Source organism: Pseudomonas sp. GW821-FHT04C07, assembly GCF_059420325.1.
On the sequence record NZ_JBWKTM010000021.1, the window covers coordinates 1 to 15,436 of the forward strand.

General features: G+C 59.5%; 13 protein-coding genes. 7 read left to right on the plus strand and 6 right to left on the minus strand.

Translation table 11 applies throughout. The features are described from left to right. Nucleotides 1-63: 63 nt before the first annotated feature. The 5 genes from hslU to AC07UI_RS27605 form a co-directional block, all read right to left on the minus strand. Nucleotides 64-1,401: an ATP-dependent protease ATPase subunit HslU gene (hslU, locus tag AC07UI_RS27585; RefSeq protein WP_494995468.1), complete on the minus strand. Its 1,338-nt coding sequence runs from the start codon at nt 1,399-1,401 to the stop codon at nt 64-66. Between the two features lie 57 nt (nt 1,402-1,458). After that, the gene (gene hslV, locus AC07UI_RS27590) at nt 1,459-1,989 is read right to left on the minus strand and encodes an ATP-dependent protease subunit HslV (protein ID WP_494995469.1); all 531 of its coding nucleotides are present in this window, start codon (nt 1,987-1,989) and stop codon (nt 1,459-1,461) included. A gap of 242 nt (nt 1,990-2,231) precedes the next feature. Continuing rightward, complete coding sequence (locus tag AC07UI_RS27595) at nt 2,232-2,936, minus strand: SPOR domain-containing protein (protein WP_494995470.1); 705 nt, start codon at nt 2,934-2,936, stop codon at nt 2,232-2,234. A gap of 1 nt (nt 2,937) precedes the next feature. Further along, nucleotides 2,938-4,674: an arginine--tRNA ligase gene (argS, locus tag AC07UI_RS27600; protein ID WP_494995471.1), complete on the minus strand. Its 1,737-nt coding sequence runs from the start codon at nt 4,672-4,674 to the stop codon at nt 2,938-2,940. 150 nt (nt 4,675-4,824) lie between these two features. Next, the gene (locus AC07UI_RS27605) at nt 4,825-7,044 is read right to left on the minus strand and encodes a primosomal protein N' (protein ID WP_494995472.1); all 2,220 of its coding nucleotides are present in this window, start codon (nt 7,042-7,044) and stop codon (nt 4,825-4,827) included. A gap of 169 nt (nt 7,045-7,213) precedes the next feature. On the opposite strand from AC07UI_RS27605, the gene rpmE reads away from it, so the two are divergent. The 3 genes from rpmE to AC07UI_RS27620 all read left to right on the plus strand — a co-directional run bounded on the left by rpmE (nt 7,214) and on the right by AC07UI_RS27620 (nt 9,711). Then, the gene (gene rpmE, locus AC07UI_RS27610; RefSeq protein ID WP_494995473.1) at nt 7,214-7,435 is read left to right on the plus strand and encodes a 50S ribosomal protein L31; all 222 of its coding nucleotides are present in this window, start codon (nt 7,214-7,216) and stop codon (nt 7,433-7,435) included. A 41-nt stretch (nt 7,436-7,476) separates the two neighbouring features. Further along, nucleotides 7,477-8,259, plus strand: a complete 783-nt coding sequence (locus AC07UI_RS27615; protein WP_494995474.1) for a thermonuclease family protein — start codon at nt 7,477-7,479, stop codon at nt 8,257-8,259. Nucleotides 8,260-8,442: 183 nt separating this feature from the next. Beyond that, nucleotides 8,443-9,711: a malic enzyme-like NAD(P)-binding protein gene (locus tag AC07UI_RS27620; RefSeq protein WP_494995475.1), complete on the plus strand. Its 1,269-nt coding sequence runs from the start codon at nt 8,443-8,445 to the stop codon at nt 9,709-9,711. Nucleotides 9,712-9,996: 285 nt separating this feature from the next. Here the strand turns inward: AC07UI_RS27620 and AC07UI_RS27625 are convergent, their stop codons facing one another. After that, nucleotides 9,997-12,435: a penicillin-binding protein 1A gene (locus AC07UI_RS27625; protein ID WP_494995526.1), complete on the minus strand. Its 2,439-nt coding sequence runs from the start codon at nt 12,433-12,435 to the stop codon at nt 9,997-9,999. A gap of 220 nt (nt 12,436-12,655) precedes the next feature. On the opposite strand from AC07UI_RS27625, the gene AC07UI_RS27630 reads away from it, so the two are divergent. The 4 genes from AC07UI_RS27630 to AC07UI_RS27645 are packed head-to-tail and all read left to right on the plus strand — an operon-like array spanning nt 12,656 to nt 15,433. Beyond that, entirely contained in the window at nt 12,656-13,729 is a 1,074-nt protein-coding gene (locus tag AC07UI_RS27630) for a pilus assembly protein PilM (RefSeq protein WP_494995476.1), read from the plus strand. After that, on the plus strand, nt 13,720-14,289 hold the full coding sequence (locus tag AC07UI_RS27635; protein WP_494995477.1) for a PilN domain-containing protein: 570 nt from the start codon (nt 13,720-13,722) through the stop codon (nt 14,287-14,289). The genes AC07UI_RS27630 and AC07UI_RS27635 overlap by 10 nt, the downstream gene beginning before the upstream one ends. Further along, nucleotides 14,286-14,909: a type 4a pilus biogenesis protein PilO gene (pilO, locus tag AC07UI_RS27640; RefSeq protein ID WP_494995478.1), complete on the plus strand. Its 624-nt coding sequence runs from the start codon at nt 14,286-14,288 to the stop codon at nt 14,907-14,909. Before AC07UI_RS27635 ends, pilO begins: the two co-directional genes overlap by 4 nt. Beyond that, nucleotides 14,906-15,433, plus strand: a complete 528-nt coding sequence (locus AC07UI_RS27645; RefSeq protein WP_494995479.1) for a pilus assembly protein PilP — start codon at nt 14,906-14,908, stop codon at nt 15,431-15,433. Before pilO ends, AC07UI_RS27645 begins: the two co-directional genes overlap by 4 nt. Nucleotides 15,434-15,436 lie beyond the last annotated feature (3 nt).

Sequence of the window (15,436 nt, forward strand, 5' to 3'; positions counted from 1 at the left end):
GGCGATGGCGGTTTCAAGTGCGCCATCGCCGGCAAGCCGTGCTCCTACAGGAGTTCATGTGACCTACAGGATATAACGGGAGAGGTCTTCGTTCTGCGCCAATTCGCCGAGGTGGCTGTTGACGTAGTCGGCGTCGATCTGGATCGCTTGACCGTCATGGGCGCTGGCCAGATCACCGGCACTGAACGACACCTCTTCAAGCAGGCGCTCGAGCAAGGTGTGCAGGCGACGGGCACCGATATTCTCGGTCTTTTCGTTGACCTGCCAGGCGATCTCGGCCAGACGCTTGATGCCGTCGGGCAAGAACTCGATGACCAGGCCTTCGGTCTTCAGCAACTCGCGGTATTGCTCGGTCAGCGATGCGTGCGGCTCGCAGAGGATGCGTTCGAAGTCGTCCGGGCTCAGTGCCTTGAGTTCGACGCGAATTGGCAGACGGCCTTGCAGCTCCGGTACCAGGTCGCTCGGCTTGCTCAGGTGGAACGCGCCGGAAGCGATGAACAGGATGTGGTCGGTCTTGACCATGCCCAGCTTGGTGTTGACCGTGCAGCCTTCGATCAGCGGCAGCAGGTCGCGCTGTACGCCTTCACGGGACACGTCGACACCACCGGAATTGCCGCGCTTGGCGACCTTGTCGATTTCGTCGATGAACACGATACCGTGCTGCTCGACCGCTTCCAGGGCTTTGGCTTTCAGTTCTTCTTCATTGACCAGGCGACCGGCTTCTTCGTCGCGCACCAGCTTCAGCGCTTCCTTGACCTTGAGCTTGCGGTTCTTGCGTTTGCCCTTGCCCATGTTGGCAAACAGGCTTTGCAACTGGTTGGTCATTTCTTCCATGCCCGGAGGTGCAGAGATGTCGACGCCGGTCGATTCGGCGATTTCGATCTCAATCTCTTTGTCATCCAGCTGACCTTCGCGCAGGCGCTTGCGGAACAGCTGACGGGTATTGGAGTCGTGGCTCGGCGCGGCGTCTTCGTTGAAACCCATGCGTGCCGGAGGCAGCAGTGCGTCGAGGATGCGATCTTCGGCAGCTTCTTCGGCCCGATAACGAACCTTGGTCATTTCCTGTTCGCGCAGCAGCTTGATCGCCGCATCGGCCAGATCGCGAATGATCGACTCGACGTCGCGGCCGACATAGCCGACTTCAGTGAACTTGGTTGCTTCGACCTTGATGAACGGAGCATTAACCAGTTTGGCAAGGCGCCGGGCGATTTCGGTTTTACCGACACCGGTGGGGCCGATCATCAGAATGTTCTTGGGCGTCACTTCGACGCGCAGCTCTTCGGGCAGCTGCATCCGGCGCCAGCGGTTACGCAGCGCGATGGCGACGGCGCGTTTGGCATCGTCCTGGCCGATGATATGGCGATTAAGTTCGTGGACGATTTCGCGGGGAGTCATGGACATAATAATTTGCGGTCCTCAAGCAAGAATAAAAGCCGTGGCGCGATGGCCGAAACAGGCTTACTCGGCGAGGTCCTGCTCCTCAATGGTGAAGGTGTGGTTGGTGAACACGCAGATGTCGCCGGCGATGCCGAGCGCGGTTTCGACGATTTCGCGAGCCGACAGATCGGTTTTTTGCAGCAGGGCGCTGGCTGCGGCCTGAGCGTAACCGCCACCGGAACCCATGGCGATCAGGCCTTCTTCGGGCTCAACCACGTCACCGTTACCGGTGATGATCAGGGACGCGTCTTTGTTGGCGACTGCCAGCATGGCTTCCAGGCGGCTGAGGGAGCGATCGGTGCGCCATTCTTTAGCGAGTTCTACAGCCGCGCGAACCAGGTGACCTTGATGCTTCTCAAGCTGGCCTTCGAAACGTTCGAAGAGGGTGAAGGCGTCAGCCGTGGCCCCGGCAAAACCGGCGATGACTTGACCGTGATACAGGCGGCGAACTTTTTTCGCATTGCCTTTCATCACGGTATTGCCGAGAGAAACCTGGCCGTCGCCGCCCATGACGACTTTGCCATGGCGGCGAACTGAAACGATGGTGGTCAAGGGAGAGTCTCCACGCAGCGGGGCGAAAATGCCCTGATGGAAACTCATATGGGGGTGGTGGGGCGTATTTCAACTGTAGGACACAGTGGGGGACGAGCGGTGATTGTTGGAAATATGTTGATCGTTCCCACGCTCTGCGTGGGAATGCAGCCTTGGACGCTCCGGCGTCTGCCGTTGTGACGCAGAGCGTCACGGGATGTATTCCCACCGCGGAGGGTGGGAACGATCAGTGAGGTCTTCGGTTAGCGGCTCTGGCGTTGTTGTAACAACAGATTGCTAAAGCCGCTGCCTGCCAATTGTTTCTGTGCGGTGGTCAGCTGTTCGCGATTGCTGAACGGCCCTACCAACACCCGATACCAGGTTTCTTCCTTCACGGTGCCGGACTCAACCGAAACCGCCTGCCCAAGCAGGATAATCTGCGCACGAACCTTGTCGGCATCGGCTTCTTTACGGAACGAGCCAGCCTGGAGGAAGAATTTGGTTACTGGCGCCGCTTTCGAAACCGGAGGCGCTGGCGGCGGGGTAATGCCGCTGAGTGCCGCCTGGGCCCGAGCGGTGTCGATCTTCGCCGCTTGGGCCGGGGTCACCGGAGCCACGGGTACGGGCTGCGGTGTCGGCAGGGTTTTCTCCGGCACGGCATCCGGCGGCACGATGACCTCGGATTCCGGCAGCAACGTGTAGAAGTCGTATTTTGGCTTCACCGGTTGTTGTGGGCTCGGAGGCGTCTTGTTCGCTTCGGCGATCTTGGTGGCTTTCTGCTGTTCTTGCTTGACCCGTTTGACGTCGTCGCCCTTGCCGGGTTCGAGCTTCATCAAAAAGACAATAAACGCACCCACGGTGAGGCCGATGGCCATCCACAGCCATCCCGGGATCGGTTTCTTTGCAGGAGCTTGGTAACGGCTGGCGCCACGCTTTGGTGCTGGTGCTGGTTTTTTCTTGGCAGCCAACTTACATACGCTCCAGAGTTTCCAGGCCCAACAACTCCAGGCCTTGCTTGAGTGTGCGACCGGTCAGCGCGGCGAGACGCAAGCGGCTCTGCATTTGTGCCGGCGTTTCAGCAGTGAGGATCGGGCAGTTCTCGTAGAAGCTGGAGAACAGGCCGGCGACGTCATACAGGTAGGTGCAGAGGATGTGCGGTGTGCCCTTGTCGCTGACGTTGTTCAGCACTTCGCCAAATTGCGCCAGTTTGGCGGCCAGCTCATGTTCGTGAGCCGCCTGGAGCACGATTTGCCCTTCAACTTCGCTGAAGTCCTTGCCCAGTTTGCGGAATACACCGGCCACACGGGTGTAGGCGTACAGCAGGTACGGCGCGGTATTGCCCTCAAAGTTGAGCATCAGGTCGAAGTTGAAGCTGTAGTCGCTGGTGCGGTGTTTGGACAGGTCGGCGTATTTCACGGCGCCAATGCCCACAACCTTGGCGATGTTGCGCAGATCGGCTTCGGCAAGTTCCGGGTTCTTTTCCTTCACCAGCGTGTAGGCGCGTTCTTCGGCTTCGATCAGCAGGTCGATCAGCTTCACAGTACCGCCGTCACGGGTCTTGAACGGACGGCCGTCGGCGCCGTTCATGGTGCCGAAGCCCATGTGCTCCATCTGCATCGGGTGAGTCACGAAACCGGCGCGACGGGCGACTTCGAACACTTGCTGGAAGTGCAGGGCTTGCCGTTGGTCAACGAAGTACAGCGCGCGATCAGCCTTCAGCTTGCCGCTGCGGTAGCGCACGGCTGCCAGGTCGGTGGTGGCGTAGAGATAGCCGCCATCGGCCTTCTGCACGATCACCGGCAGCGGGTCGCCGTCGGCATTCTTGAATTCTTCCAGGAACACACACTGGGCGCCGTTGCTTTCAACCAGCAGGCCTTTGGCCTTGAGGTCGTTGACCACGTTGATCAGATCGTCGTTGTAAGCGCTTTCGCCCATGACGTCGGCCGGGGTCAGTTTGACGTTCAGCAGTTCGTAAATTTTCTGGCAATGGGACAGGGAGATGTCCTTGAAATGCGTCCACAGGGCCAGGCATTCCGGATCACCGGCCTGCAGCTTCACCACCAGGCCACGGGCGCGATCGGCGAACTCTTCGGATTCGTCGAAGCGCTGCTTGGCGGCGCGGTAGAAGTTTTCCAGATCTGACAGCTCGTCGCTGGTGATCGGGTTTTCCTGCAAATAAGCCATCAGCATGCCGAACTGGGTGCCCCAGTCGCCGACGTGGTTCTGACGGATCACGGTATCGCCGAGAAACTCGAGAACCCGTGCCACGCCGTCGCCGATGATGGTCGAGCGCAGGTGCCCGACGTGCATCTCTTTGGCCAGGTTCGGCGCCGACAGATCGACCACTGTGCGCTGGACCGGGCCCGCCTTGTGCACGCCGATTTGCCGGTCGGCGAGGGCTGCGTCCAGGCGCGAGGCCAGCGCCTGGGTGTTCTGGAAGAAGTTGAGGAAACCCGGGCCTGCGATTTCTGTTTTGCTGACCTGCTCGTCGGCCGGCAGTGCAGCGATGATTTTTTCTGCCAGATCGCGCGGCTTCATGCCCGCAGGCTTGGCCAGCATCATGGCGATGTTGCTGGCGAAGTCGCCGTGGGTCTTGTCGCGGGAGTTCTCCACCTGAATCGCCGGCGTCAGGCCTTCAGGCAACACACCTTCGTTGACGAGTTGGGTGATGGCTTGCTGGATCAGCTGGCGAATGGTGTCTTTCATGGTCTTCTCTTTCGACCGCAGGCGCGGCGGCGCTTCGATGCGCAGGTGGAAAAACTGGGCATTATCCGTTGCGAAGACGGGCTTGCCAACTATAGCGGTCAGGTTATGGATATGTGGTGACTATTCTTGCCCGCGATAGCAATTTATCTATCAATACAGATCCACAGGGTCAACATCCAGCGACCATCGCACCTGTCGCCCGCTGGGCATTTGCTCCAGCGCCAACAGCCAACCGCTCAGCAGTCGATGCAGTGGCGCCCGGGCGGTGGCTTGCAACAAGAGCTGTGCGCGATAGCGCCCGGCGCGTCTCTCCATGGGGGCCGGCACCGGGCCGAGCAACTCGATGCCGGTCAGATGCTGTTCGCCCAGCAAGCGTTCAGCCTCGCTGCAGGCCTCATCGAGGAAGCCTTCGGCTTGCCCCGGTTTGTGCGCTTCAGCCCGCAACAACGCCAGATGCGCGAAAGGTGGCAGGCCGGCGGCGCGGCGTTCGCTCAGGGCTTGTTCGGCAAAGGCGAAATAACCTTGTTCGGTCAACTGCACCAGCAGTGGGTGATCGGCCAGATGAGTCTGGATAATCACTTTGCCCGGCTCTTCGGCGCGGCCGGCACGCCCGGCGACCTGGACGATCAACTGAGCCATGCGTTCGCTGGCGCGAAAGTCGCCGGAAAACAACCCGCCATCAGCGTCCAGAATCGACACCAGAGTCACACGTGGGAAGTGATGCCCTTTGGCGAGCATTTGCGTACCCACCAGAATGCACGGCTGGCCTTTCTGGATGGTGGTGAACAGCTGATTCATCGCGTCCTTGCGTGAGGTGCTGTCGCGGTCGACTCGTAACACCGGGTAATCCGGGAAGAGAATCCCCAGCCGCTCCTCGGCTCGTTCAGTGCCCGCGCCGACAGGACGCAAATCGACCTTGCCGCATTGCGGACAGTGGCGCGGTACGCGCTCGACATAACCACAATGGTGGCAGCGTAGCTCGCCGGAGCGCTGATGCACGGTCATTCGCGCATCGCAGCGGTTGCATTCGGACATCCAGCCGCAGTCGTGGCACAGCAGCGTCGGCGCGAAGCCGCGGCGGTTGAGAAACACCAGCACTTGCTGCCCGGCCGCCAGCGTCTGGCCGATGGCTTGTTGCATCGGCCCGGAAATGCCACTGTCCAGCGGGCGACTTTTAACGTCCAGACGCAGAAAGCGCGGTTGCTGCGCGCCGCCAGCCCGTTGCTTCAAGTGCAGCAGGCCGTAACGACCGATATGGGCGTTGTGCAGGCTTTCCAGCGAAGGTGTGGCCGAGCCGAGCACGATCGGGATGTTTTCCTGGCGAGCGCGCACCAAAGCCAGATCCCGGGCGTGATAGCGCAGGCCTTCTTGCTGTTTATAGGAACCGTCGTGTTCTTCATCGATGATGATCAAGCCGGGGTTCTTCATCGGCGTGAACAGTGCCGAGCGAGTGCCGATAATGATGTCGGCGTCTCCATCCCGGGCCGCCAGCCACGATTCCAGCCGTTCGCGGTCGTTGACTGCCGAGTGCACCAGCGCGATGCGGGCGTTGAAGCGTTGTTCGAAGCGCGCCAGGGTTTGCGGGCCGAGGTTGATCTCGGGAATCAGCACCAGCGCTTGTTTGCCAGCCTCGAGGGTTTCGCGGATCAATTGCAAATAGACTTCGGTCTTGCCGCTGCCGGTGACTCCGGCCAGCAGGAACGCATGGAAACTGTCGAAACCTGCGCGAATCGCTTCATAGGCCGTGCGCTGTTCTGGATTGAGGGGCAGCTCCGGTTGTGCCAGCCAGTGTTCATGGCGCCCGCTGGGCGCGTGCTTGCGGATTTGCACCTGCACCAACTCTTTGGCCAGCAGCAAGTCGAGGCTGTCCTTGCTCAGCATCAGCTTGCTGAGCAGCTGATGGGCCACACCGTGGGGGTGCTGCGCCAGTGTCGCCAAAGCTTCGCGCTGGCGCGGCGCCCGGCTGATACGCGGATCGTCGAGGCTCGCGCCAGGAGATACCGACCAGAAGCGCTCCTGACGAGCCTCAGCCAGTTCGCCCTGGCGTAACAAAACTGGCAGTGCCCAGCTCAGGGTGTCGCCCAGGCTGTGTTGGTAGTACTGGGAAGTCCACAGGCACAGCTTGAACAGTGCCGACGGCAAGGGTGGTGTGGCGTCGAGCAGTGCCAGTGCTGGCTTGAGCTTTTCAGCCGGGACTTCGCTGTGGTTGGTGACCTCCACCAGAATGCCGATCATCTCGCGTCGACCGAATGGCACGCGCAGGCGCATGCCCGGATGCAGATGAGCGCGCAGTACACCAGCGGGGGCGCGGTAGTCGAACAGGCGGCGTAGCGGCGAGGGCAGGGCGAGGCGCAGAATGGCGTCGGGCACGCGGGGATTTCTCAGTAAGCGGGCGGTGAAGAAGGCCCGGAGCCTAGCAGACGGTCGGTGTAAGGCATAGCTTGCGCGATTGCAAAGGTCTGGTAGAATCCGCGGCCTAATTCCGTGCGGTATTCAACAATAGTGTTGGGTGGCGGCACGCTAGCCTGAGGAATACACCATGAAAGCCGATATCCATCCAGAATACCCGGCAATTGCCGTAACTTGCAGCTGCGGCAACAAGTTCGAAACTCGTTCGACTTACGCTAAGCCTCTGGCGATCGACGTTTGCAACGAATGCCACCCGTTCTACACCGGTAAGCAGAAGACCCTGGATACTGGCGGTCGCGTTCAACGCTTCGCCGATCGTTTCGGTGCTTTTGGCGCAACCAAAAAAGCCTGAGGCTGATCATCCTGGAAAGCCTCAAAGGCTGTTCCTTGCTGATGAAAAAGGCGTCCCTTGCGGGCGCCTTTTTTGTGTCCGCGATTTGGTTCTCCAGCGTCCAGGCCTTCTGCCCGGCACCAGCTGCCTTGACCACGGTTCAGGTCCAGCGCGTGGTCGACGGCGACACCCTTCGGCTGAGCGATGGCCGCAGCGTGCGCATGATCGGCTTGAATACTCCGGAGCTAGGGAAGAGGGGCCGATCGGATGAGCCTTTCGCCGTGGCAGCTCGCAAGCGTCTGGAGGTTCTGGTCAGCGAAAGCGATGGGCGGCTTGGCTTGCTGTTGGGGCAAGAGAGCAAGGATCACTATGGGCGTACGCTGGCCCATATGTATGGTGCCAATGGCGTGAACCTTGAAGCCCAGCTGCTGGCTGAGGGTCTTGGCTATCAAGTGGCCATTGCACCGAATGTCGATTTTGTGGACTGTCAGCAGGCCGCAGAGCGCAGCGCACGCCAGGCGGGTGTCGGGCTTTGGCGGCAATCGTCTGTACAGAAAGCGGATCAGATCAGTACCCCGGGTTTCGCTGTGCTGAGCGGTCGTGTGAGCAATATTCAGCGCAATCGTGGCGGGCTGTGGATCGAATTGCAGGATTCGGTTGTATTGCGCATTGCACCCAATCAGCTGGGTCAATTCGATGTTTCGATGCTGGACCGGCTCAAAGGTCGGCAGATCGAAGCGCGCGGTTGGGTGCTCGATCGCTCTCGGCGTGGTGGGCAGAAATCCGGTCAGGCGCGCTGGTTGCTGCCGTTGTCCCATCCGGGAATGCTTCAACTGGTGCAATAAGAAAAAATTGTAGACATTTTTATTATTGATTGTGAACAGTTAATCCCTTGTGTTCCGTGGCTCTTGGTCCAAAGTCGTAGGGTAGGGCCCTTGACACTGATGACTGGTCAGTCTTGTAGGGACTTTGCGACGCGCGTATCCTCTGCGGTCCGTCTGTCCCACAGTAAAAAGCGGAATGCCCACATGTCTGATTTGAAAACTGCCGCTCTCGAATATCATGCCCATCCTCGTCCAGGGAAGCTGAGCGTCGAGCTCACCAAAGCCACCGCTACCGCTCGCGACCTGTCGCTGGCCTACAGCCCCGGTGTAGCCGAACCAGTCCGCGAAATCGCCCGCGACCCTGAACTCGCCTACAAGTACACCGGCAAGGGCAATCTGGTTGCAGTCATTTCTGATGGCACCGCGATTCTCGGTCTGGGTAACCTCGGCCCATTGGCTTCCAAGCCAGTCATGGAAGGTAAAGGCGTGCTGTTCAAGCGCTTCGCCGGCATCGACGTGTTCGATATCGAAGTCGACTCCGAAAGCCCGCAAGCCTTCATCGACACCGTCAAGCGCATCTCCATCACCTTCGGCGGGATCAACCTGGAAGACATCAAGGCGCCTGAGTGCTTTGAAATCGAACGTGCTCTGATCGAGCAGTGCGACATTCCGGTATTCCACGATGACCAGCACGGCACCGCAATTGTTACTGCCGCCGGCATGATCAATGCCCTGGAAATCGCTGGAAAAACCCTGCCTGAGGCGAAGATCGTTTGCCTGGGCGCTGGCGCTGCCGCGATCTCCTGCATGAAATTGCTGGTGAGCATGGGTGCCAAAATCGAAAACATCTTCATGGTTGACCGTACCGGCGTGATCCACTCCGAGCGTGACGACCTGAACCAGTACAAAGCTGTTTTCGCTCACGCTACCGACAAGCGCACCTTGTCCGACGCGCTGAAAGGCGCAGACGTGTTCGTCGGTCTGTCCGGCCCGAACCTGCTGAGCGCAGAAAACCTGCTGCTGATGGCTGCCAACCCGATCGTCTTCGCCTGCTCGAACCCGGATCCGGAAATCGCTCCGGAACTGGCTCACGCTACCCGCAACGACGTGATCATGGCTACCGGCCGTTCGGACTACCCGAACCAGGTCAACAACGTACTGGGCTTCCCGTTCATCTTCCGTGGTGCCCTGGACGTACGCGCCAAGCGCATCAACGAAGAAATGAAAGTGGCTGCCGCCAACGCCCTGCGCGAACTGGCCAAACTGCCAGTGCCTCAGGAAGTTTGCGACGCCTACGGCGGTATCAAACTGGAATTCGGTCGTGAGTACATCATCCCGAAACCAATGGATGCTCGTCTGATCACTGTGATCTCCGATGCTGTTGCCAAGGCTGCGATCGAGACTGGTGTGGCGACTCTGCCGTATCCGAAGAACTACCCGCTGAAAAGCGTGGATGACGTGTTCAACGGCTAAGCCGTTGTAGCGTCATACAAAAAGCCCCGGCTCGGATGAGTCGGGGCTTTTTGCGTTATGGGGGTTGCCGAGTTGATCGTTCCCACGCTCTGCGTGGGAATGCCTCACTGGACGCGCAGCAATCGCTTCGGCTGTGACGCAGAGCGTCACGGGCTGCGTTACCACGCGGAGCGTGGGAACGATCAGGATACGTTCTATCTGGCATACCGCGGATGCAGGTATTGGGAGCGCTTCGCGCTCCAGCGGGGGCAAGCCCCCTCGCCACAATTGCTCGCCGTAGCTCCTCTAGAACAAATCGATCGGCGCCGCTTCATCCGCGGGCAGCGGGCTGCCCGGTGCGTTGCCGTTACCCAGCTCGTTGATTGACGGTGGGGTGTCTTCGCTCTTGAACAGCTCGAAGTAGGCATTCGGCGTGCCCGGTGTGGCTGCGCGGCCGCTGATCGGGTCGACCCGCAGACTGAGGATGCCTTCCGGTTCGCTCTGGGTGTGTGCCGGCTTGCCCTTGAGGGCTGCACCCATGTAGTCCATCCAGATCGGCAGTGCGACGGTACCGCCGAACTCGCGGCGGCCAAGGCTTTCCGGTTGATCGAAACCGGTCCAGACCGTGGTCACGTAGTCAGAGTTGTATCCGGAGAACCAGGCGTCCTTGGATTCGTTGGTGGTCCCGGTCTTGCCGGCCAGATCGGAGCGGCCCAGTGCCAAGGCGCGACGTCCGGTGCCGAGCTTGATCACGTCTTCCAGCATGCTGTTGAGGATGTAGGTCGTGCGACCGTCGATGATGCGTTCAGCTACCGCTGGAGTTTGCACTTCCGTCTGCGCCACGGGAGCTTCGCCTGGCATCGGGTTGACCGTAAAGGTGTTGGCTGCCGGAGCCACAAATCCGCTGCTGGCAGCGCTGCCGGCCGGGACGCTTGGCGGGTTGGCGGTGAACAGGTTGTCACCGTTGCGGCTATCGATCTTGTCGATGATGTACGGGGTGACTTTGTAACCGCCGTTGGCGAACGTGCTCCACCCTGTGGCGATTTCCATCGGTGTCAGCGTTGCCGTGCCCAAGGCCAGAGACAGGTTGCGCGGCAGATCCTGCTTGTTGAAACCGAACTTGCTGATGTAGTCGATGGTGCGGTCGACGCCCAAGGCTTGCAATAGACGGATCGACACCAGGTTGCGCGACTTGTACAAAGCTTCGCGCATACGGATCGGGCCGAGGAACGTGTTGGTGTCGTTCTTGGGGCGCCAGACCTTGTCCAGATACTCATCGACGAACACGATCGGTGCGTCGTTCACCAGGGTCGCCGGGGTATAACCGTTGTCCAGTGCGGCGCTATAGATGAACGGTTTGAAGCTCGAGCCTGGTTGGCGCTTGGCCTGCATCGCCCGATTGTAGTTGCTTTGCTCGAAAGCGAAGCCACCAACCAGCGAGCGGATTGCACCGTTCTGTGGGTCAAGCGAGACCAGTGCGCCCTGGGCGACCGGGATCTGGCTGAATTTCAGCGAATTGTCCGCCTGACGTTGCACGCGGATCAGGTCGCCGACCTGAGCAACATCCGACGGTTGCTTCGGATTGGCGCCCATGCTGTTGGTGTTCAGGAACGGCCGGGCCCATTTCATGCTGTCCCAGCTGACATGTTCTGCGCCGGAGCGGGTCAGGACTTGCACGCCGTTTTTCTCGACCTGAGTGACGATGGCCGGCTCAAGGCCGCTGATAGGACGCTGTTTGGTCAGTTCCAGGACCCAGGCGTCATGGGTCTTGCCCGGCAGGCGAGACTCAGGGCCGCGGTAGCCGTGGCGTTGATCGTAGGCCATCAGGCCTTCATGAATGGCAGTGTTGGCCATTTCCTGCAGGTTGCTCGGCACCGTGGTCGTGACGCGGAAGCCCTCGGTGTAGGCCTCGCTGCCATAACGGCCAACCATTTCGGCTCGGGCCATTTCAGCGATGTACGGCGCATTAACTTCAGGCGTCGGTACGTGGTAGCTGGCATTGAGCGGTTCGGCCAGCGCCGTCTGATAGGCCTTCTCGTCGATTTTTCCAAGCTTGTACATGCGCCCCAGAATCCAGTCGCGACGCTCCTTGCTGCGTGCCGGGTTGGCCAGGGGGTTGAAGCGCGAAGGAGCCTTGGGCAGGCCGGCAATCATTGCCATTTGTGCCAGGCTGGCGTCACGAATCGACTTGCCGTAATAGACCTGCGAGGCCGCCTCGATCCCGTAGGCGCGGTTGCCCAGATAGATCTTGTTGACGTAGAGCTCAAGGATCTCGTCTTTGGTCAACTGACGTTCGATCTGCAAAGCCAGGAGGATCTCCGTGGTCTTGCGCGAGAAGCTGCGTTCGCTGGTGAGGAAAAAATTCTTCGCGACCTGCATGGTGATGGTGCTGCCGCCGGACTGGATGTGTCCGCTTTTTACCAACTGAGTGGCGGCACGCATCAGGCTGCTGGGATCGACACCATAGTGATTGGCGAAATTGTCGTCTTCAGCAGAAAGTAACGCATTAATGAAATTGGGGGGAATGTCGGCGAAACGGATCGGTGTGCGGCGCATTTCGCCGAATTCTGCGATCAACTTGCCGTCGCTGCTATAGACCCGCAAAGGAATCTGCAACTGGATGCTTCTCAGTGCCTCCACCGAGGGTAACCCGGGACTAAGATAAAGAAACGCGCCGCTGAGACCCAGAAGCAGTCCGCAGAAAACAGCAACGATAGACCACCCGAAAAACTTCAGCAGACGAATCAAGGCTTTTGGATTTCCAGAGAAGAGAATGAATTAGGCGTCAGGATATTCACGGTAAACAGGATCGACCCGCGCTCGAGATAAAGGCGTAAAAAAAACGTTGAGCATTATAAGCATTTTTCGACAGGGAGCGTCATTTGCACTGCTGTCAAGACGCAGCCATTGAATGCTTCGGGTAATAACGAGTCCGTAACTCACGGATAGTCAAAGGGAATTGGTAGTGCGAGGACTCTTCAACAAAAAAGCCGACACGCTTTTGGGGATCGATATCGGCTCCACCTCGGTCAAGCTCCTGGAGCTAAGCCGCTCGGGCAATCGCTACCGGGTGGAGGCGTATGCGGTAGAACCACTGCCGGCAAACGCCGTGGTCGAGAAGAACATCGCCGAGCTGGACGGGGTGGGGCAGGCCCTGTCGCGCTTGCTGCTCAAGGCCAGGACCGGCGTCAGGAGCGTGGCCGTGGCGGTGGCCGGGTCTGCGGTGATCACCAAGTCTATCGAGATGGACGCCGGGCTTTCTGATGACGATATGGAAGGCCAGCTGAACGTCGAAGCCGATCAGTACATTCCCTATCCGCTCGAAGACGTCGCCATCGATTTTGAGGTTCAGGGCTACTCGGCGAGCAATTCCGGGCGCGTCGAAGTGTTGCTGGCGGCCTGCCGAAAGGAAAATGTCGAGATCCGCGAGGCGGCTCTGGCCCTGGCTGGGTTGACCGCTCGAGTGGTCGATGTCGAGGCGTATGCCCTGGAGCGTTCGTTTGGCTTGCTTGTGGCGCAATTGGCCTGCCCCCAGGACCGTTTGACGGCGGCGGTGGTCGACATTGGTGCAACCGTGACCACCCTGAGCGTTCTGCATAACGGGCGGACCATCTACACCCGCGAGCAGCTATTCGGCGGGCGCCAACTGACTGAGGAAATCCAGCGCCGCTACGGCTTGTCGATGGAAGAGGCGGGGTTGGCAAAAAAACAGGGAGGTTTACCGGATGATTACGTCAGTGAGGTTCTGCAGCCGTTCAAAGATGCACTGGTGCAGCAGGTCTCGCGCTCCCTGCAATTTTTCTTTGCCTCGGGTCAGTACAGTGCGGTCGACTTCATCCTGTTGGCGGGCGGTACGGCCTCCGTCACAGGGCTGGATCGACTGATCGAGCAGCGCCTCGGCACGCCGACCCGGGTAGCCAATCCTTTCGCCGATATGGCGCTGAGCGGCAAGGTCAACGCTGGCGCGTTGGCCAGTGATGCGCCGGCCCTGATGATTGCCTGCGGTCTGGCCCTCAGGAGTTTCGACGGATGGCCCTGATCAACCTTTTGCCCTGGCGCGAAGAGCTGCGAGAAGTACGTCGCAAACGATTTCTGATGGCCTTGGCGGGTGTGCTGGTGGCGACGGCAGGTGCGGTGCTTATCGCTGACCAATACATTATTGGCAAGATCGATCGGCAAATGGCTCGTAATGACCATGCCAGTCAGCACATTGCGCTGCTCGATGAGCGGATCAAGCAGATTGTTGGCGTGAAAGCCCGTCGCCAGCAACTCGTGGAGCGGATGAGGATCATCCAGGATTTACAGGGCAACCGGCCGGTCAGCGGTCGAATTTTCGATCAGTTGGCCCGCACCCTGCCGGACGGCGTGTATTTCACTGAAGTGAAAATGACTGGCAAGACCCTTTCCATTACGGGCGCTGCCGCGTCGAACAACCGTGTCTCGGACTTGATGCGCAATCTCGACGCGTCCGACTGGTTCGATGCGCCGAGTCTGATTGAGGTCAAGGCAAATACCGTGGGTGCTATAGATCAGGTCAGCGTCTTTCAGTTGACCGTTCGTCAGACCCGGCCCGCCGTCGAGGAGCAAGCCTCGACATGACTCCGTCCGAATGGTTCGAGGGGCTGCGCAAGATCGACCTGAACGATCTGGACATGAACAACATGGGGGCATGGCCGGCGGTGGTCAAAGCCACGGTCGGCGCCTTGCTCATGGTTCTGGTACTGGCGCTGGGCTACAACTTCTACCTCAAGAATCTTCAGGATCGGTACGACCAGCAGCGTGCGGATGAAGTCACCTTGAAGGAGCAGTACGCGAGCAAGGCCCGTCTAGCGGCGAATCTGGAACCTTACACCGAGCAGATGAGGGATATGGAAAACTCCTTCGGCGTGCTGCTGCGTCAGCTCCCCAGTGATACCGAGGTGCCCGGTTTGCTGGAGGACATCACTCGCACGGGGTTGGGCAGTGGGCTGGAGTTCGAGGAAATCAAGCTGCTGCCGGAGGTGGCTCAGCAGTTCTACATCGAGTTACCGATCCAGATCACCGTCACCGGTGCTTACCATGACCTGGCGACCTTCGTCAGCGGCGTGGCCGGTTTGCCGCGAATTGTCACCCTGCATGATTTCGAGATCAAACCGGTCACGCCGGATATTGGCTCGAAACTGCGCATGAGCATCCTGGCCAGGACCTACCGCTACAACGACAAGGGCCTGCCGAAATGAAAGCGGCCCACTGGATCTCAATGCTTGTAGCGCTGACGGGGTTGTCTGGCTGTAGCGACGATAACGACTTCAGTGATCTGGACGCCTACATGAGCGAGGTGCGTCTGCGGCTTCCCGGCAAGATTGAACCAGCGCCGGCGTTCAGGTCTTACCAGGCATTCACGTATAACGCCACGTCCTTGCGCAGCCCGTTTTTACCGGCGGGCAGGGTGGATCCGGCGGGGCGACAGAATGGATCGCGCAATGTACAGCCGGACCTGGATCGGATGAGGCAGTTTCTCGAAGGTTTCAATATCGAGCAGTTTGAAATGGTCGGCACCATCTCCAGTGCCTCTGGTTCTTTCGCCTTGCTGCGTGGTGCTGGCGGCGTACATCGATTGACAGTCGGCGACTACCTGGGACGCAACGATGGCCGGATCGTGGCCATCAGCGACTCGCAAGTCGATGTGGTCGAAATCGTTCCCGATGGTGAGGGTTTCTGGCTGGAGCAACCTCGAACCATCCCTTTGAAAGAGCACTCATAGTGG

What these genes read in the sequence shown, in the direction of transcription:
- hslU (WP_494995468.1), bottom strand. Translation starts at nt 1,401, where the DNA reads ATGTCCATGACTCCCCGCGAAATCGTCCACGAACTTAATCGCCATATC.
- argS (WP_494995471.1), bottom strand. Translation starts at nt 4,674, where the DNA reads ATGAAAGACACCATTCGCCAGCTGATCCAGCAAGCCATCACCCAACTC.
- rpmE (WP_494995473.1), top strand. Translation starts at nt 7,214, where the DNA reads ATGAAAGCCGATATCCATCCAGAATACCCGGCAATTGCCGTAACTTGC.
- AC07UI_RS27615 (WP_494995474.1), top strand. Translation starts at nt 7,477, where the DNA reads ATGAAAAAGGCGTCCCTTGCGGGCGCCTTTTTTGTGTCCGCGATTTGG.
- AC07UI_RS27620 (WP_494995475.1), top strand. Translation starts at nt 8,443, where the DNA reads ATGTCTGATTTGAAAACTGCCGCTCTCGAATATCATGCCCATCCTCGT.
- AC07UI_RS27635 (WP_494995477.1), top strand. Translation starts at nt 13,720, where the DNA reads ATGGCCCTGATCAACCTTTTGCCCTGGCGCGAAGAGCTGCGAGAAGTA.
- pilO (WP_494995478.1), top strand. Translation starts at nt 14,286, where the DNA reads ATGACTCCGTCCGAATGGTTCGAGGGGCTGCGCAAGATCGACCTGAAC.
- AC07UI_RS27645 (WP_494995479.1), top strand. Translation starts at nt 14,906, where the DNA reads ATGAAAGCGGCCCACTGGATCTCAATGCTTGTAGCGCTGACGGGGTTG.